Origin of the sequence: Rothia sp. P13129 (genome assembly GCF_048512865.1) — a bacterium.
In the GTDB taxonomy this organism is placed as follows: Bacteria; Actinomycetota; Actinomycetes; order Actinomycetales; family Micrococcaceae; genus Rothia.
Genome location: NZ_JBLXYA010000002.1, coordinates 68,786 through 86,182, shown reverse-complemented (window position 1 = coordinate 86,182; position 17,397 = coordinate 68,786). Strand labels below are relative to the sequence as shown.

Here is a 17,397-nt window from a genome sequence, read left to right as displayed (position 1 = left end):
TTAAAAGGAGGATGCCGGTACTGCTGATAGTGCGAGAAAAATAGGGTAAAGCTAGCATGGGAGTGGTTTTCTGGTGATGCTAGCTCTACCCTATTTTTTAGAGGATTCCTAGATTATTTTTAAGTTCGTATGGGGTTACCTCAGCACGGTATGCTTCCCAGTCGGTGCGTTTGTTCCGTAGGAATTGTTCAAAGACCTGTTCTCCCAGTATTTCTGCCATAAATTCAGATTCTTCTGTTTTATGGATGGCGTCGTGTAGGGAGAACGGTAATGCGTGGTATCCCATTGCACGGCGCTCTGCAGAGCTCATGGCTTGGAGGTCTTCTACTACCGCTGGCCCAAGTTCGTATTCGCCTTCAATACCTTTGAGCCCGGCACCGAGGATAACAGCATACGCAAGGTAGGGGTTGACGGCGGAGTCAATACCACGGTATTCAATGCGCGCTGATTGCATCTTATTAGGTTTATAGAGTGGCACACGCACGAGTGCAGAGCGGTTGTTGTGTCCCCACGATACGTAGCTGGGTGCTTCTCCCCCGCCCCAAAGCCGTTTATAAGAGTTCACGAATTGGTTTGTGACAGAGGTAAATTCTGGTGCGTGTTTGAGGATACCGGCAATAAAGTGCCGTGCAGTACGTGAAAGTTGGTATTCTGCGCCGGCTTCGAAGAAGGCGTTGGTGTCGCCTTCAAAGAGTGAGAAGTGTGTGTGCATGCCAGAACCGGGGTGTTCGGTGAAGGGTTTAGGCATAAATGTTGCGTAGATATTTTGGGAGAGTGCAACTTCTTTGATGACGGTACGGAAACTCATAATGTTGTCTGCAGTTTGTAGTGCATCTGCATGACGGAGGTCGATTTCGTTTTGTCCGGGACCAGCTTCGTGGTGAGAGAACTCGACGGAGATTCCGACTTCTTCTAGCATGGTCACGGCTCTGCGACGAAAGTCTTGGACGACTCCTCCGGGTGTGTGATCGAAATAGGATTCGGAGTCTACTGGTACGGGGAATCCGTTGGGGCCTAGTTCTTTAGATTTAAGGAGGTAGAACTCAATTTCTGGTGAGGTGTAGCAGGTAAAACCCATACTTGCAGCTTTTTCGAGGGTACGTTTGAGGACGCCTCGGGTGTCTGCAGCGCTGGGTTTCCCATCAGGTGTTAGCAGGTCGCAGAACATGCGGGAGGTGGGTTCTTCGTCGCCACGCCATGGAAGAATTTGGAATGTTGCGGGGTCAGGTTGCAAGAGCATATCTGATTCGTAGATACGGGATAGCCCTTCGATAGATGAGCCGTCAAACCCGAGTCCTTCAGCGAAGGCACTTTCGACTTCTGCGGGGGCGAGTGCAACTGATTTGAGTGTGCCGACGACGTCGGTAAACCACATTCGGACAAATCGCACATCGCGTTCTTCGATAGTTCGCAAAACAAATTCTTGTTGGCGGTCCATGGTACTCCTCGTGTTGTTTTCAGTCGTCGGTGACTGTATGGGGTTTCTGTCTACACTGTATAAGCTCTCTCATTTTTTCTCTGCCTTTGAGAGGTGTCATGTCAGAGAATGAGTAGAGTTCTTTCGTTTGGTGTGGGTGGTGGTGTGATGCTTTCTTCACACTCCGCCTCTTGTTATGAGTTTTTGAAGATGTGTTCGGGTCCGGGGTATGTGCCGTCACGAACTTCTTGTCGATAGGTTTTTGCTGCGTCAGTTAGTTCTTCAGCGATATGTGCGTATTGTTTGACAAAGCGCGCCATTTTTCCTTGGCGTAGGCCAAATGCGTCTTGCCAGACGAGGACTTGCCCTGTCGTTGAGGATCCTGCACCGATACCGATGGTGGGGGTGTCTCCTACTGCTTTGTTGACGGCTTCTGCAACGTCTTCTGTCACCATTTCCATGAGGAGGCAGAATGCTCCTGCTTCGGTGAGGGTGAGTGCGTCGTGAAGAATTTTTTCTCGACTATCACCACGCCCTTGGATTCTGAAACCGCCAAGTGCGTGCTCGGATTGTGGGGTGAACCCAATATGTGCCATCACGGGGATACCCGCTTGTGTTATTGCTTTCACGTGTTCGGCGTATGCGGAGCTTGCTTCCATTTTGATGGCGTGTGCACCGCCTTCTTTCATGAATCTGCTAGCAGTCTCAACTGCTTGAGCGGGGGAAGCCTGATATGAGCCGAAGGGTAGGTCTGCAACAACCATTGAGCGCTGTGCTCCACGAGATACAGCAGCAACAAGTGGAATCATCTCATCAACAGTGATAGCTAAGGTAGATTCATATCCGAGGACATTATTTGAAGCTGAATCTCCGACAAGGAGCAATTCGATTCCTGCGGCGTCAAAAATTTGTGCTGTCAGGTAATCGTAGCACGTGAGCATCGCGAATTTTTCGCCAGCTGCTTTCGCCGCATTTAAGTGGACGGTACGAATTTTTCGTACGTTATCGAAGACGCTTGGTGTGTGAGATGTTGGTTCTTCTCGAGGGGAAAGCGTTGTGGTTTCTTGAGCGTTATAGGGCGCGTTTTCTTCAGAAGCAGGTGTAGAACTCATAGATAAAAGTCTACCGCTATCATCGAGTATTTACCTCAGCAGAATCTCAGAATACCTTTCACACTTTAAGTTCAAGCTGGAGGGTACTACCAAGAATCGTTGTTTTCGTCCCATTCTTCGTTACGTTGTTTTGCTTTTTCCATAGCATGTAAGGCTTCCTCATAACTTGGGTAAGGTCCCCACAAATCGGTACCTAAACCGAGGTTTCCTTGTTGTACTTGTTGTGTTCTCAAGTTATACCAGTACTCATTTTCTTCTGGTCCGGGTAAGTAATCTCGACTCATGAGGTCTCTCCTTATAACTCATGCCCCTAGACATTTCTATGACGTCAGAGCCTTATTCTCCACCTGCTGGAGGTATATCTCACAGCCTACCCTAGAACTGTTCTCTAAGATGCCTTATAGATTCTCTATTTTTTTGGCATGAGTAATATTTTCTGCCGTTATTTGCCAAGATACGGCAAAATATCCATTCCTTGAAAGAAGAGCAGAACGGTCAATGAACCTCTTGGACGAGTTAGGATAAACCTATGGCTAAAATTTCCACTTCACATAATCTTCCTGCAACGCCAGGACAAGCACCTATCGGCTGTTTAACCCCTGGAGTAGTTACCCCTATCAGGGCTGTCCCGTCTCATATTGAACGCCCCGAGTATGTGGGAAAGGCCGAAGCTCGTGAAGGCTACGACTCTAATATGTATACGCCTGAAGAGATTGAATTAGTACGTGAGTCTGGCACTATTGCCGCAAATGCTATTGCTGAAGCAGCAAAAGCTGCTGTCCCTGGTGTAACCACCGACGCTCTCGATGTCATTGTTCACGAATACATTTGTGATCATGGAGCGTACCCCTCAACCGTAGAATACCGAGGGTATCCGAAGTCGGTGTGTACGTCACTCAATGAAGTGATTTGCCATGGAATTCCAGATAGCACTGTTTTAGAAGATGGAGATATTCTCAATCTTGATGTCACAGCCTATAAAAATGGGGTACATGGAGACACTAATGTGACATTACTCATCGGTGATGTTGATGAGCAATCACGCCTTCTTGTTGAACGAACTAAAGAATCTCTCGACCGTGCCATCAAGGCCGTCAAACCGGGACGGGAAATTAATGTTATTGGTCGCGTTATTGAAAAATATGCCGCACGTTTTGGGTATGGAGTCGTTCGAGATTTCACCGGACACGGTGTAGGGCGAGAATTTCATTCAGGGCTCATCATCCCTCACTACGATGCTGCACCAGCGTATAACACGGTCATGGAAGTGGGCATGATTTTCACTATTGAGCCGATGCTTACTCTCGGTGGAATTGAGTGGGAGCTTTGGAAAGATGATTGGACTGTCGTCACAAAAGACCGTCAACGTTCTGCACAATTTGAGCATACTCTCGTAGTAACCGAAGACGGTGCGGATATTCTTACCCTTCCTTCTCTTTAGCCCCCCCTCAACCTCTATTAGGAGAATCTATGACTTCAGAGAACACCACAACACACGTATCATGTGAAGATCTCACCATTGGTATTGATATTGGTGGAACCGGTATCAAGGGCGGTATCGTCAACGTTCGTACCGGCGAGCTTGTTTCAGATCGATTCCGTATCCCCACGCCGTCTCCAGCAACGCCAGTAGCTTGTGCAGAAGTTGTTGCTGAGATTGTTCAAGAACTTCAGTCACGTCCTGTAGCGCCGGCTAAGGATTCTCCTATCGGCGTTGATTTTCCAGCTATCGTCAAAAACGGTGTTGCGCTGTCAGCCGCTAATGTAGATAAATCATGGATTGGTGTTAATATCGAACAGCTCATGTCTGAGGCACTTGGCGGACGAACTGTTTATGCCCTCAACGATGCTGATGCGGCCGGACTAGCAGAAGCATACTACGGACAAGGACGAGACAAACAAGGGCTCATCGCTGTTATTACCTTAGGCACAGGTATCGGCTCTGCCCTTATCCTCAATGGACAGCTCATCCCTAACACGGAGTTAGGTCACCTAGAATTAGACGGAGAAAATGCAGAGTCTCGTGCCTCTGCGCGAGCACGTGAACGAGATGACCTTTCATGGAAGAAATACGGTAAACGACTACACCGTTATTTCAGCCACCTCACCTTATTGTTCTCCCCTGACTTGTTTATTATCGGTGGTGGAATCTCTAAAAATCCTGAAAAATTCATGCCATATTTCGAAGATGATCTTGATATCCCGATGGTCATGGCCGCATTACGGAATAACGCTGGCATTGTAGGAGCCGCGCTATGGGCTTTCGGGTTTGTTGAAGGCGAGCGCCAAAGACTAGCAGCTGAACAAGAGAGCTAAAGGCTATCGTTTTCTTCCCCATTCAATGGGGCACATAAAGAACCTTCTGAGGAGACCGCTTTCCTCCTCAGAAGGTTCTTTGTCGTATGTCCTTTATAAAAGGGTTGGTTGTTCTGGTCCCTCGTCTTGTTCGCGGTGATACAAGATATCTTCTGAAGGGTGAGAAGATGTTTCATGTCCCGTAATATCAAGAGTTTGGGGTGTCTCGTCATTGAGTGAGAGGTTAGCAGAATACTTCTTATATGTATCGCGTAGCCCTTCGATAGCTTTCTCAAAATCTTCTAGATTCTCGAAGTTCTGATATACACTCGCAAAACGAAGATAGGCAACAGCATCTAGCCGTGATAGCGGTTCAAGAATAGCTAATCCAACGGTATGAGCTTTTACGCGGTTATCTCCCAAAGAACGAATTTTTTCTTCAACTTCTTGTGAAAGTTTTGCTAAATCGTCTTCGCTTACAGGTCTGCCTTGGCAGGCTTTACGTAAGCCATTCACAATTTTTTCCCGTTTAAAAGGTTCTGTCACTCCCGAACGTTTCACAACAGATATACCCGTTGTTTCATACGTCGTGAAACGGTCTTCACAGTTATCGCATAAACGGCGGCGACGAATCGCGCTGCCGTCTTCAATCACGCGCGAATCAATCACGCGTGATCCTGCCTTATGGCAGTATGGGCAGTTCATCAGAGGCTACCTCCTGATTCAGAAGAATCGCTCGCGCTACGAATGGTAATAGCTTCACCATGCGCAGGGAGATCTTCTTCCTGTGCCAAGGTCACGATGTGGTCGCCAATGTCTTCTAACGCAGGTTGAGAATATTCAATCAGCTGAACAACCTTCATGAAAGTTGAGGTATTGAGACCTGATGCGAAAGAAGCTGTACCAGAGGTTGGTAACACGTGGTTTGACCCCGCAGCATAATCGCCGAGAGGAACTGGAGAATACGGGCCGATAAAAATAGCTCCAGCGTTACGCACACGTTGAGCAACCTCTACAGGATTCTTCGTATGAATCTCAAGGTGTTCAGCAGCGTAAGCGTCAGCAACGCGTATGGATTGTTCTAAAGAATCTGTCAGAATAATTCCTGACTGGGGGCCTTCAAGGGCGGTCTTCACGCGGTCTCGGTGTTTCGTTACCGATGCTTGATGAGCAATAGCTTGAGATACACGTTCAGCGCATTCTGGCGAGTCAGTAATCAAAATAGAGCCAGCATTAGGGTCGTGCTCTGCTTGGGAGATTAAATCTGCAGCTACATATTCTGCGTGAGCAGAATTATCTGCAATCACAGCAATTTCGGTGGTACCTGCTTCACCGTCAACACCGACAACACCTTGTAACGCGCGTTTAGCTAAAGCAACAAAAATATTTCCTGGGCCGGTAATAGTATCAACGCTGATGAGTTCATCGTCAGCATCTTGTATGCCGTAGGCCATGGCTGCGAGAGCCTGAGCACCACCAATAGCCCAAACTTCACGAATTCCTAGAAGCGCAGCAGCCGCCAAAATAGTGGGGTGAGGCAACCCATCAAATTCTTTTTGTGGCGGGCTACATAACACGATAGATTCAACGCCTGCAGCTTGTGCCGGAACAGCGTTCATAATCACCGAAGATGGATAAACCGCTAAGCCACCGGGAACGTATAAACCTACACGTCGAACCGGTGTCCATCGGTTCGTGAGTTGAGCACCGGGAGCCACCTCAATTGTTCTGTCTTGAGGACGTTGTGCTTGAGCGAAAGTGCGGTTACGTTCGATAGAAATCTCTAAAGCTACTCGAACTTTTGGATCTAAGCGTTCTAAGGCATCCTCAAGAGCCGATTCGGGGACACGAAGGGAACTCTGACAAACACCGTCAAAACGTTCTGCCAGTTCACGGATGTATTCTGCGCCGCTGTCTTTAACCCCTGCAATAATCTCTTCAACAGTTTGTTGAGCATTACCAACATACTCTGAGCTTTGACGAGGCATCAAAGCACGAAGCTGCGTATAACTATAATCTTTCCCCCGTACGTCCAAGAGAGAAAGTTTAGGAGGCAAATATTCTTGTTCTTCTGCAGGTCTGCTCATATGCATCATTCTACTGTGTTAGAGCAATAAAACCAGAACAGCGCACAAACAGCACCCATTATTCCAAACAAGTTGGCCCTAAAAGAACTTTTATGTCACCGTAGAAAGACGAATCAGGAGTAACACGCAAGTGGCTACCAAGACGCATCAACGTCTTGCCAGTGCGAGTGCCTAACGCAATACGAACTTCGGCCTCCCCAGGGTGATTCTTAAGAATCTGTTGAAGTTGTAACAAGACTTCTTCAGTTGCTTTATATTCTGGAAGAGAGATGGTCACAGGCCCAACAGCGTCACCGGGGGTAAGTTCAAGGACCTTAATTTCCTGAGCACTAATACTGACAGCGCCATCGTCTCGACGTTGCAAACGACCTTTAACCGTACAAATAAGATCATCGGTCAGGATAGGTGCGATAGGCTCATAAGCGCGTCCAAAGAACATAACTTCGATAGAACCGGTACGGTCCTCAAACTCAACACGAGCATACGGTTTGCCACTCTTTTTTGCCACACGGCGAGTCACAGAAGTTATCATGCCAGCGATAGTGACCATTGAACCGTCTGGTACCGATGATTCTTCATCGAAAAGAGACAGAATTGACGAGCTAGATAAAGCATCAAGCTGGTCTTCTAAACCTCTGAGCGGGTGGTCTGAGATATAGAGTCCCAGCATTTCACGTTCAAAGTTCAGCTTATCCCGCTTCTCCCATTCAGGAATATCGGGGATCTGCAAAATAGATTCGTTTCCTAAGCCCTCTTCTTCAAGTCCTAGGCTACCGAAAAGGTCAAATTGTCCGGTTGCTTCACGACGTTTCACGGAAGCAGCAGAATCTACAGCTTCTTCATGAATCGAAGATAGTGCACGCCGACTCTGCCCAAACTCATCAAACGCCCCAGCCTTAATCAAGGAATCAACGGTACGTTTATTGCACACGGTCAGGGGAACCTTCTTCATAAAATCTTGGAAAGATTCAAAACGTCCGTTTTCAGTTCTTGCACTCACAAGTGCAGCAACTACGGGGGCACCAACGTTACGAATTGCGCCCATTCCAAAGCGGATATCGTCGTTGACAGGAGTAAAGTTCAACTCGGATTCGTTAACGTCTGGAGGCAATACCGTAATGCCCATGTGGCGACATTCGTTGAGATACGAGGCAAGTTTATCTTTATCGTCGCCTACAGAAGTCAGCAAAGCAGCCATATATTCTTGAGGGTAATGTGCTTTCAGATAAGCCGTCCAATAAGAGACTAGACCATAAGCTGCAGTGTGGGATTTATTAAATGCGTAGGCGGAGAAGGGAAGCAGGACATCCCACAACGCTTTAATAGCTTCTTCAGAATACCCATTCGATAGCATTCCTTGATGGAAGCTCTCATACTGCCGGTCAAGTTCTTCTTTTTTCTTCTTACCCATTGCACGACGCAATAAGTCTGCTTCACCCAGAGTGTAGTTTGCTAATTTCTGTGCAATAGCCATAACCTGCTCTTGATACACGATCAAACCGTAGGTGGTATTGAGAATATCAGCCAGCGGCTCATCGAGCTCTGGGTGAATAGGTGTGACTTCTTGTTGTCCGTTCTTACGCAACGCATAGTTTGTGTGAGAGTTTGCGCCCATAGGTCCAGGACGGTACAGAGCCAAAACCGCGGAAATGTCTTCAAAGTTATCCGGCTGCATCATTTTCAGCAAAGAACGCATCGGTCCACCGTCAAGCTGGAATACGCCTAATGTTTCACCGCGCGCTAGCAACTCATAGGATTCTTTATCGTCTAGAGACAACGCATCCAAGTCAAGGAAGAAGTCACGGTTTAGTTTAATGTTTTCAATAGCATCAGAGATGATTGTTAGGTTACGCAGACCCAAGAAGTCCATCTTGATGAGCCCAAGAGTTTCACACGTTGGGTAATCAAATTGGGTGATAATCTGACCGTCCTGTTCACGGCGCATAATAGGAATCAAATCTAGCAAATCATGGCTCGACATGATAACACCTGCAGCGTGTACACCCCACTGACGTTTGAGTCCTTCTAAGCCAAGAGCCGTGTCAAAGACTTTCTGACATTCAGGGTCTTCACGAAGTTGAGTGCGCATATCAGAGGCTTCGCCATAGCGTGCTGACTTCTCATCAATAATTTCTTTCAATGTCATGCCTTTACCCTGAACATCTGGTGGCATTAACTTGGTCAGGCGATCACCCATCGAGAAGGGATAACCCAGCACGCGAGAAGAATCTTTAAGCGCTTGTTTTGCTTTAATCGTTCCGTAGGTAACAATCTGAGCAACTTTATCTTCACCATATTTTTCAGTGACATAGTGAATCACTTCAGAACGGCGACGATCGTCAAAGTCCACGTCGAAGTCAGGCATGCTCACACGCTCAGGATTCAAGAAACGTTCGAAGAGCAAATCATGTTCTAGGGGGTTGAGCTCAGTAATACGCATCGCGTATGCAACCATTGAACCTGCACCAGAACCACGCCCAGGACCAACACGAATACCATTATTTTTAGCCCAGTTAATGAAGTCAGCGACCACCAAGAAGTAGCCCGGGAACCCCATCTTTGAGATGACTTCTACTTCGTATTCTGCTTGTCGGCGCACATCATCGGGTACGCCTTTGGGGAAGCGGAAGTGTAGCCCTTTTTCGACTTCTTTAACGAACCACGATTCTTCGTTCTCTCCCTCGGGAGTAGGGAATGCGGGCATATAGTTTGCTTTTGTGTTGAACTCTACGTTACAACGTTCAGCAATTTCTAGGGTATTATCGCAAGCTTCAGGGAAGTCACGATAGAGTTCTCGCATTTCTTCTGGAGATTTAAGGTAGAAGTTTGAAGCGTCGAACTTAAAACGTTTAGGGTCTTGCAGCGTGGTGCCAGATTGTACGCAGAGCAACGCCGCGTGCGCTTGAGCGTCGTGTTCATGAGTGTAGTGCAAATCGTTGGTAGCCACGAGTGGAAGCTTTAAATCTCGAGCGAGACGCATCAAATCTTCAACAACAACTTTTTCGATGCCGATGCCGTGATCCATAAGCTCACAATAGTAATTCTCAGCACCGAGAATATCTCGAAAATCGGAGGCAGCTTGAAGAGCTTCTTGATATTGTCCAAGACGTAGGCGGGTCTGAACTTCTCCAGAGGGGCACCCTGTTGTCCCAATCAGCCCTTTACCATAAGTTTGCAGAAGTTCACGGTCCATACGAGGCTTATAAAAGTGGCCTTCAAGAGATGCCAAAGAGGACGCTCTAAAGAGATTATGCATACCTTGAGTGGTTTCTGCCCACAAGGTCATATGGGTATATGCACCACCACCAGAAACGTCACCGTATTCAGAGATATTTGGTTCACCCCAACGTACACGGCTACGGTCTGTCCGGTGAGTACCAGGGGTGACGTACGCTTCAAGGCCAATAATGGGTTTAACGCCGGCATCATTTGCTTTTTGCCAAAAGTCAAAAGCCCCAAAGAGAAAACCGTGGTCTGTCGTTGCCATGGCATCCATATTCAGCTCTTTAGCACGGCTAAAGAGTTCGGTCAGGCGCGCTGCACCATCGAGCATAGAATACTCGGTGTGTACGTGTAGATGAGTAAAACCTTTACCGCTCACGTTGTTCTTCTTTCCTCTAGCTTCGATGGTTTATTCTCTTGGAGTAGTCCTAGAACGTTCCTTCTCTTAACGACTCTAAAGCATACTCAAGGTCTTGAGGGTATTCGCTGGTGAATGTCATGTTCTTGCCACTGACCGGATGCTCAAACTCAAGGATATGGGCATGTAGCCATTGGCGAGTAAGCCCTAAATGTGCGCTCAACGAGGGATCTGCGCCGTAGGTCAGGTCTCCGCAACAAGGGTGGTTCAACGCTGAAAAGTGGACACGAATCTGGTGGGTGCGCCCTGTCTCTAAATGTACCTTGACCAAACTCGCACGGCCAAAAGCTTCTAGCACCTGATAGTGAGTAATAGAGTCACGGCCACCTTCAACCACCGCAAAACGCCATTCGTGGCCAGGATGCCTCCCAATAGGAGCGTCAATAGTACCCTCTAATGGATCTGGTATGCCTTGAACTAAGGTGTGGTAGAGCTTTGTGACCGTACGTTCTTTGAAGGCACGTTTGAGAAAACTATATGAATGCTCATTTTTTGCTACCACCATAACACCAGATGTTCCAACATCTAAACGATGGACGATACCTCGTCGTTCAGCAGCTCCAGAAGTTGAGATGCTCACGCCTAATCCCATTAAAGCACTAAGCACGGTAGGCCCGTGCCACCCTGGAGAGGGATGAGCTGCTACCCCAGCAGGTTTATCGATGACGACAATATCTTCATCCTCATAAAGAATAGAAAAACCGTCGACAAGCTGTGGGGTAATATCGCTTAGATCTCGAGGTGCTGGCGCGTCGACCTGTATCTGGTCCCCCAGCGAAAGCTTATAGCTTTTAGCAACTTTGACTCTACGTCCAGAGGCATCAAACACCTGAACATCACCGTTTTTAATCCAAGTTGCAGCTAGAGTCCTTGCCACATCAAGGCTTTCAGATAAAGCAGCGTCAAGACGTAAACCGGCAAACTCTTTAACAACACTCTGGTATGTAATTCTTTGACTCATACGTTGGTTTCGTGACTTTCCTGATCGGTGTTATGTGGGTTCTTCTTCTGAGAATATTCGTACGTTCCGTCAAGACGAACAGAACGAAAATTCTGAAATACAATCAGTGCCATGGCGATGCAGATGCACGAATCAGCGACATTAAAGATGGCAAAGTTTCCGATAGAAATAAAATCTACAACATGTCCAATACCAAATCCTGGCGGGCGAAGAAGCCTATCGGTCAGGTTCCCCAATACGCCACCTAACAATAGTGCTAAGGAGAAAATCCATAGTGTTGATCGTGCTTGGACAAGGCACCATAAGCATATCAGGACGGCAGCTACCATGATGAGGGTAAAAACTAGGGTGTAGCTGGTCCCCAGAGAGAACGCTGCACCAGAGTTAAGAATGTAATACCAACGAAGGAGTCCGGGAATAACTGGAATCTTTTCCCCCAGCGTCATGGTGGTTTCAACGAGATATTTAGTGCCTTGATCTGCTCCGTAAGCAATCAGCACTGTCAGGAATGCTGTCAGTAGTTTGGGGAAGACAGATAAGGTGTGCGCAGATGGATTGGAGTCAGCCGAGTATGAATTCTGCGCATGATGCGTGTGTTCTTCAGACATCCGGTGTTCTTTCCCATCTGCTACAAGTTCTCAAAATGGTTGGTGTGGAGCTTATCCTTATCGGTATCACCGGTTCAAGGTCAGCTCTCATCACTATTTTATATAAACGGACGGGATAGTGAGGCATCATGATGATGCTTCCCACTATCCCGTCAAAAGCTCTAATCTAAGATTTTAGCGCATAAAGGAGCTACCGGTAGGAGTAACTGTTGAGTCAAGTTTGCTCTCAACAGAAGGAGCACTCTCCAAATCCTGAAGTTGCTCTTCGATGTACTTTCGCATACCTTCACGGTATTTCTTCTCGAATCCGCGCAGTTTCTCGACAGTAGCTTCAAGGTTAACTTTATTCTGTTCGAGCTCACCCAGAACTTTGGAACGCTCTTCTTGAGCAGAAGTTAGCAGTCGTGCAGACTCCTCACGTGCTTCAGCAATGAGACGTTCACGCTCTGTCTCACCTTGGAAGACGTAATCATCGTGAAGTTTCTGAGCCATAGCAAGCAATCCAGCCGCACTATTCGTACCCACGCCGAGACCACCACCAGCATTTTCTGCTGCGTCGGTAGCTTCGGGGTCTGTGCTTGCAGCAGGCTGAGGTTCTGCAACTGCTGCAGCAGCAACAGGGGCGTTCTGTTCTTCAGCAGAAGCAACAGCAGAGCCACTTTGAGCTTCTACCTGCTCCAGTTCCTCTTGAGCCTGAGACAAACGACTCTCGACTTCTTCAAGGTTTCGTTTGAGAGTTGCGTTCTCGCTATTGAGACGACGCAATTCAACAACAATTTCGTCAAGGAAGTCGTCGACTTCCTCAGGGTTGTACCCCTCTTTAAATTTGGTTGCCTGGAACCGTTTGTTAATGACGGCTTCTGGTGTAAGTGCCACTAAATATTCACCTCTAAATTCAAGCTTTTGCTGGACTCCCCGACGCAGCGGTGCATCATCCCTAAAACACCGCTACTCTCTGAACATTCTTCCTAGTTTTTTAAACTCAGCAACTAGGATACACGTGAGTTCACGTAAAGTTGCCGTTTTATCGTGGAAAATTCTTCAATTATCCCCAAAAATATGAGAACTATTGTTTTGTACACGACACTCTATCTGCGTTGCACCGTCGTTGGTCTCCGATATTAACGTAGAAGAATCTCGAGCTGAAAACTACCCACCATAAAACATTCCTTGTACTAGATTACTACTCTTATGCCTCAATCAGCTCATCTGCAAAGAGTTTGGTTTAAGAAAACATAAAGATTAATCGGAAAAGGAAGTTATTGATAATCATAATCGCAAAGATAAGAATCAAGAATCCCAAATCTAAGGACATGCCACCCACGCGTAGCGGAGGAACAAGCCGACGCAAAGCCTTCAGTGGAGGGTCCGTTATCGCATACACCGCAGAGGCTACGATAAGGAACACGCCTTGAGGTTTCCAAAAACGTGAAAACATCTGCACCCAGTCAAACACCAAACGTAAAAGCAATGCAAAGTACAGGATGAAGACAAGGATGCTCAGTAAAGCTAAAAGGTAACCAACCATGTGTTTTAGCCTTGGGTAAAGAAGTCGAGAGATTCGCTATCAATCGCCACAGGAACTTCAGTAGCTTTGGAACCGGCAACTTCAACATTTGACGGAGTCAGAAGAAATACTTTTTCGGTTACCCGTTCTAGGCTGCCTTCTAAAGCAAAAGTTAGACCTGCACAAAAATCGATGAGGCGTTTCGCATCAGATTCTGTCATCTCAGTAACATTCATGATAACAGGGATGTTACTACGATAGGTTTCGCCAATGGTCTTAGCGTCGTTATAGGAGCGGGGGTGAACGGTGGTGATGAGGCGCAATTCTTCTTCGCTTTCGTCATTAGGTTGAGTACGCTGAGGAGTACGGCCCACAGCGTTTGAGGATACAAAAGATTTTTCAGTTTTTTGTTCTGAAGGTGTCATATTGTACGTTGGTTCGTACTTTTGTTCAGCTTTCTCTTCATCAGCAAGATATGGGTCTTCTCGCTGGTCAGATACCAAATCATGAGACATGACTCTAGACGCATCCTCTTCTACAGGATACTGGTCGTACTCATCATCAGGGAAATTATAAAGAACATCACGGTTCTGACGGTAGTCATCGTCATACTCTTCTGCATAATCGTCAAAATCATCGTAACGATCTCGTACGCGATCTCGCGCAGGTTCTGCCTGTTCCCCTAAACCAAGGAATGACATCGCCTGATGAAATGTACGCCCTGCCATTTTTCACTCCATCTATAACATCACCGGTTTTAAATAAAGACTCAAAATCCGGCATAGTTGCTTCTTCAATGTTTCACAGTATCAATTCTAGAGTTCTTTAGGGTAGGAAAACGCGCCTAAGAAAGAAAAAGAGAACAATAAACCAACGTGGTTTTTAGTCACTTAAGGACGTGCACCCATAATCTCTGAGCCAACACGAACCCTCGTTGACCCCCAACGAATAGCTTCTTCAAGGTCACTACTCATCCCAGCAGAAATTTCCCGAGCCTGAGGAAAAAACTCTTGCAGCTTCTGAGAAATACCATAAAGTTTCTCAAAACTTTTCTCAGCATCTCCGCCCAAAGGAGCAACTGCCATCACTCCAGAACACGAGAGCCCCTCACATTGTTCAAGACGCTCAGCGATACGAAATATCTCATCACCAGTAGCGCCTCCACGCGAGGAACTATCATCTGCTTCAGACAATAAATTGACTTGTACAAAGCACGATAAAGGACCGGAGACTAAGGATTCTCCCCCATTCTGTTCACATTGAATTTTGGCTTTGTTTAAAGCCTCTACCAAGGAAATCCTGTCAACAGAATGCACTTCATGCGCATAACGAACAACAGACTTCGCTTTATTGCGCTGTAGCTGCCCGATAAAAGACCATCTCAAAGAATCATGCGAATCTAGCATCGGTTCAAGCGTACGAGCTTTCTCATGAGCTTCTTGATCACGGTTCTCACCCACAGAGCGAACCCCCGCATGATAAAGAGCTAAGATATCTTCAGCAGGAAAGAATTTTGTTACAACAGTGAGTTCGACTTTGTGACTTTGAGCAGTTCGGGAGCCAGAATAATCCTGCTCGGCACAGCGGATACGTTCTTGAACACGCATCAGGTTGCTCTTTAACTCTTCTGCACGTTGCATGCTATAGGTTAACACTAGTACCTCTTTCCCTAAGATTTTCAACCCATACAAGACCTGCAAAACGACCTTGAGGTTCACCCCTACGATGAGAGAACAAATGCTGGTTTTCAAAGGTACAACAAGCCATAGATGTGTCAATTTTTATCTCATACGGCAGTTGTCGAAGAGCTTGTTCAGCACCAGCAGGCAAGTCTAAAGCCGTCGTGCCCCAACGAGTCTGAGATCGAACAGCTGAAAGAATTTGAGTAGACTCTTCCTGCATCTTTTCGGGAACTTCATAACATTCACCGCAGATGGATGGGCCTATCCATGCAGTAATTTTTTCTGCTCCTCGGCGCACTAATGATTCCACAGTCTGTTGCAAGACGCCGTCAAGTAGTCCTCTCCGCCCTGCATGTGCAACCGCAGTCAACGGAAAATATGTGGCAGAACATTCAGCAGTAAAAATCACGGGGATACAGTCAGCAACCATAATGGCCAGAGGTTTTCCTTGGGCGGATATCACGGCATCTGCTTGAGGCGCATCAGTAAGGAGGGACTGTGCATACATCAGACGTTCTTGTTCATGGTAAGAATGAGGCATTACCGGTTGAAGATACTGTGTATCAGCGTCGACGATGTCAACACCATGAACCTGATTTACATACGTAAATTGTTCTGAGCCGAGGTTTAAAGACTGTTCAAGGTGTTCACGGTTCTTGAGAACATCTAAAAAATTTTGCCCTACGTGCAACCCTAGATTTCCTGCTGAAGCAGAGCTAAAAGCAATATGGACAGGACGGTCGTGCAATGTTTCAATCGTATGTGCTGCCAGAGGTGAACTCATGGTGTCCTCCAGAAAAAAGAGTGGATATAAAAAGAGCAAAGCTCTTGGCTATAGATACGGTGAGGTTTCTACGCCAAGAGCTTTGCTCTTTTAGATGATTATTTGAGGAAGTCAGGGACGTCCAAAGAATCTTTACGAGGAGCTTCTTCAACAACTGGTGGAAGATCTACATCAAAACCAGCGTTGTGAGGCACGTCGTTACCCTGTGACTGCCAAGAGTTTGCTGCAGGCGCTTGAGAAGGCTGAGCTTTAGCAGTTGCACCAAAAGGTGAGCTCTGCTGTGCAGACTGCTGAACGGATGAGCTATTTCCGTTAGCGTTTGTCTCAGGGTTGACAGAATCAAAGCCAGCTGCAATGACGGTCACACGAGCTTCATCACCGAGTGCATCATCAATAACAGCACCAAAGATGATGTTCGCATCGGGGTGTGCAACTTCCTGAACGAGGCGAGCAGCTTCATTGATTTCGAAGAGACCCAAATCTGAGCCACCCTGGATAGAGAGAAGAACACCGTGTGCACCATCGATAGATGCTTCAAGAAGAGGTGAAGCAATAGCGAGCTCTGCAGCTTTAACAGCGCGGTCTTCACCAGAAGCTGAGCCGATACCCATCAATGCAGAACCTGCTCCTTGCATCACAGACTTGACGTCTGCGAAGTCAAGGTTAATCAAGCCGGGTGTGGTGATGAGGTCGGTAATGCCCTGAACACCAGAGAGAAGCACCTGATCTGCAGATTTGAAGGCGTCTAGCATTGAGACGTTACGATCTGAGATAGAGAGCAAGCGGTCGTTAGGAATAACAATCAAGGTATCAACTTCATCACGCAAAGCTGCGATACCGGTTTCCGCTTGGTTAGAACGACGACGACCTTCAAAGGTGAAGGGGCGTGTTACAACACCAATGGTCAACGCACCCAAAGAACGTGCAATACGAGCAACGACAGGAGCGCCACCGGTACCGGTGCCACCACCTTCACCGGCAGTCACAAACACCATGTCTGCGCCTTTGAGGACCTCTTCGATTTCTTGCTCGTGGTCTTCTGCTGCCTGACGTCCAACCTCGGGGTTAGCGCCTGCACCAAGACCGCGTGTTAGCTCGCGACCAACGTCGAGCTTAACGTCTGCATCAGACATCAACAGCGCTTGTGCGTCAGTATTAATTGCGATGAACTCGACACCGCGAAGACCAACCTCAATCATGCGGTTGACAGCGTTGACACCGCCGCCGCCGATACCGACGACTTTAATGACTGCTAGGTAGTTCTGGGGGGTATTTGCGTCCATGAAGTCCCTCTAACGATTTTA

At 47.2% G+C, this 17,397-nt stretch carries 16 protein-coding genes; 2 read left to right on the top strand and 14 right to left on the bottom strand.

The window, feature by feature from the left end; translation table 11 throughout:
* Positions 1-97: 97 nt before the first annotated feature.
* The 3 genes from glnA to ACN081_RS02365 form a co-directional block, all read right to left on the bottom strand.
* Positions 98-1,438 carry a type I glutamate--ammonia ligase gene (gene glnA, locus ACN081_RS02375; RefSeq protein WP_419106837.1) on the bottom strand — a complete coding sequence of 447 codons (1,341 nt, stop codon included), beginning with the start codon at positions 1,436-1,438 and terminating at the stop codon, positions 98-100.
* Between the two features lie 173 nt (positions 1,439-1,611).
* Positions 1,612-2,529 (bottom strand): 3-methyl-2-oxobutanoate hydroxymethyltransferase, encoded by a 918-nt coding sequence (gene panB, locus ACN081_RS02370; RefSeq protein ID WP_419103027.1) that lies wholly within the window; start codon positions 2,527-2,529, stop codon positions 1,612-1,614.
* An 86-nt stretch (positions 2,530-2,615) separates the two neighbouring features.
* Complete coding sequence (locus ACN081_RS02365; RefSeq protein WP_419103026.1) at positions 2,616-2,813, bottom strand: SPOR domain-containing protein; 198 nt, start codon at positions 2,811-2,813, stop codon at positions 2,616-2,618.
* A gap of 245 nt (positions 2,814-3,058) precedes the next feature.
* On the opposite strand from ACN081_RS02365, the gene map reads away from it, so the two are divergent.
* Together map and ppgK are read left to right on the top strand one after the other, a co-directional pair.
* Positions 3,059-3,970: a type I methionyl aminopeptidase gene (gene map, locus ACN081_RS02360; RefSeq protein ID WP_419103025.1), complete on the top strand. Its 912-nt coding sequence runs from the start codon at positions 3,059-3,061 to the stop codon at positions 3,968-3,970.
* Positions 3,971-3,999: 29 nt separating this feature from the next.
* Positions 4,000-4,845 (top strand): polyphosphate--glucose phosphotransferase, encoded by an 846-nt coding sequence (gene ppgK, locus ACN081_RS02355; protein WP_419106836.1) that lies wholly within the window; start codon positions 4,000-4,002, stop codon positions 4,843-4,845.
* A 93-nt stretch (positions 4,846-4,938) separates the two neighbouring features.
* Here the strand turns inward: ppgK and nrdR are convergent, their stop codons facing one another.
* From nrdR to ftsZ, 11 genes are all read right to left on the bottom strand, one after another.
* The gene (gene nrdR / locus ACN081_RS02350; protein WP_419106835.1) at positions 4,939-5,529 is read right to left on the bottom strand and encodes a transcriptional regulator NrdR; all 591 of its coding nucleotides are present in this window, start codon (positions 5,527-5,529) and stop codon (positions 4,939-4,941) included.
* The gene (hisD, locus tag ACN081_RS02345; protein ID WP_419106834.1) at positions 5,529-6,911 is read right to left on the bottom strand and encodes a histidinol dehydrogenase; all 1,383 of its coding nucleotides are present in this window, start codon (positions 6,909-6,911) and stop codon (positions 5,529-5,531) included. Before hisD ends, nrdR begins: the two co-directional genes overlap by 1 nt.
* A gap of 58 nt (positions 6,912-6,969) precedes the next feature.
* Positions 6,970-10,512, bottom strand: a complete 3,543-nt coding sequence (gene dnaE / locus ACN081_RS02340; protein WP_419103021.1) for a DNA polymerase III subunit alpha — start codon at positions 10,510-10,512, stop codon at positions 6,970-6,972.
* Positions 10,513-10,561: 49 nt separating this feature from the next.
* A complete protein-coding gene (locus tag ACN081_RS02335; protein WP_419106833.1) occupies positions 10,562-11,512 on the bottom strand; it encodes an RluA family pseudouridine synthase in 951 nt (316 codons plus the stop codon).
* Positions 11,509-12,120 carry a signal peptidase II gene (gene lspA, locus ACN081_RS02330; RefSeq protein WP_419106832.1) on the bottom strand — a complete coding sequence of 204 codons (612 nt, stop codon included), beginning with the start codon at positions 12,118-12,120 and terminating at the stop codon, positions 11,509-11,511. The genes ACN081_RS02335 and lspA overlap by 4 nt, the downstream gene beginning before the upstream one ends.
* Before the next feature lie 174 nt (positions 12,121-12,294).
* A complete protein-coding gene (locus ACN081_RS02325; RefSeq protein WP_419103018.1) occupies positions 12,295-12,996 on the bottom strand; it encodes a DivIVA domain-containing protein in 702 nt (233 codons plus the stop codon).
* Between the two features lie 349 nt (positions 12,997-13,345).
* Entirely contained in the window at positions 13,346-13,648 is a 303-nt protein-coding gene (locus ACN081_RS02320) for a YggT family protein (RefSeq protein ID WP_419103017.1), read from the bottom strand.
* 5 nt (positions 13,649-13,653) lie between these two features.
* Positions 13,654-14,355, bottom strand: a complete 702-nt coding sequence (locus tag ACN081_RS02315) for a cell division protein SepF (protein ID WP_419106831.1) — start codon at positions 14,353-14,355, stop codon at positions 13,654-13,656.
* Between the two features lie 162 nt (positions 14,356-14,517).
* Positions 14,518-15,282 carry a YggS family pyridoxal phosphate-dependent enzyme gene (locus ACN081_RS02310; RefSeq protein ID WP_419106830.1) on the bottom strand — a complete coding sequence of 255 codons (765 nt, stop codon included), beginning with the start codon at positions 15,280-15,282 and terminating at the stop codon, positions 14,518-14,520.
* Positions 15,269-16,093 carry a polyphenol oxidase family protein gene (locus ACN081_RS02305; RefSeq protein ID WP_419106829.1) on the bottom strand — a complete coding sequence of 275 codons (825 nt, stop codon included), beginning with the start codon at positions 16,091-16,093 and terminating at the stop codon, positions 15,269-15,271. The genes ACN081_RS02310 and ACN081_RS02305 overlap by 14 nt, the downstream gene beginning before the upstream one ends.
* Before the next feature lie 98 nt (positions 16,094-16,191).
* A complete protein-coding gene (gene ftsZ, locus ACN081_RS02300) occupies positions 16,192-17,376 on the bottom strand; it encodes a cell division protein FtsZ (protein ID WP_419106828.1) in 1,185 nt (394 codons plus the stop codon).
* Positions 17,377-17,397 lie beyond the last annotated feature (21 nt).

Coding starts and splice junctions, on each gene's coding strand:
- ACN081_RS02335 (WP_419106833.1), bottom strand. CDS start 11,512: ATGAGTCAAAGAATTACATACCAGAGTGTTGTTAAAGAGTTTGCCGGT.
- hisD (WP_419106834.1), bottom strand. CDS start 6,911: ATGAGCAGACCTGCAGAAGAACAAGAATATTTGCCTCCTAAACTTTCT.
- ACN081_RS02315 (WP_419106831.1), bottom strand. CDS start 14,355: ATGGCAGGGCGTACATTTCATCAGGCGATGTCATTCCTTGGTTTAGGG.
- map (WP_419103025.1), top strand. CDS start 3,059: ATGGCTAAAATTTCCACTTCACATAATCTTCCTGCAACGCCAGGACAA.
- ACN081_RS02320 (WP_419103017.1), bottom strand. CDS start 13,648: ATGGTTGGTTACCTTTTAGCTTTACTGAGCATCCTTGTCTTCATCCTG.
- ppgK (WP_419106836.1), top strand. CDS start 4,000: ATGACTTCAGAGAACACCACAACACACGTATCATGTGAAGATCTCACC.
- glnA (WP_419106837.1), bottom strand. CDS start 1,438: ATGGACCGCCAACAAGAATTTGTTTTGCGAACTATCGAAGAACGCGAT.
- lspA (WP_419106832.1), bottom strand. CDS start 12,120: ATGTCTGAAGAACACACGCATCATGCGCAGAATTCATACTCGGCTGAC.
- nrdR (WP_419106835.1), bottom strand. CDS start 5,529: ATGAACTGCCCATACTGCCATAAGGCAGGATCACGCGTGATTGATTCG.
- ftsZ (WP_419106828.1), bottom strand. CDS start 17,376: ATGGACGCAAATACCCCCCAGAACTACCTAGCAGTCATTAAAGTCGTC.
- panB (WP_419103027.1), bottom strand. CDS start 2,529: ATGAGTTCTACACCTGCTTCTGAAGAAAACGCGCCCTATAACGCTCAA.
- ACN081_RS02305 (WP_419106829.1), bottom strand. CDS start 16,093: ATGAGTTCACCTCTGGCAGCACATACGATTGAAACATTGCACGACCGT.
- ACN081_RS02365 (WP_419103026.1), bottom strand. CDS start 2,813: ATGAGTCGAGATTACTTACCCGGACCAGAAGAAAATGAGTACTGGTAT.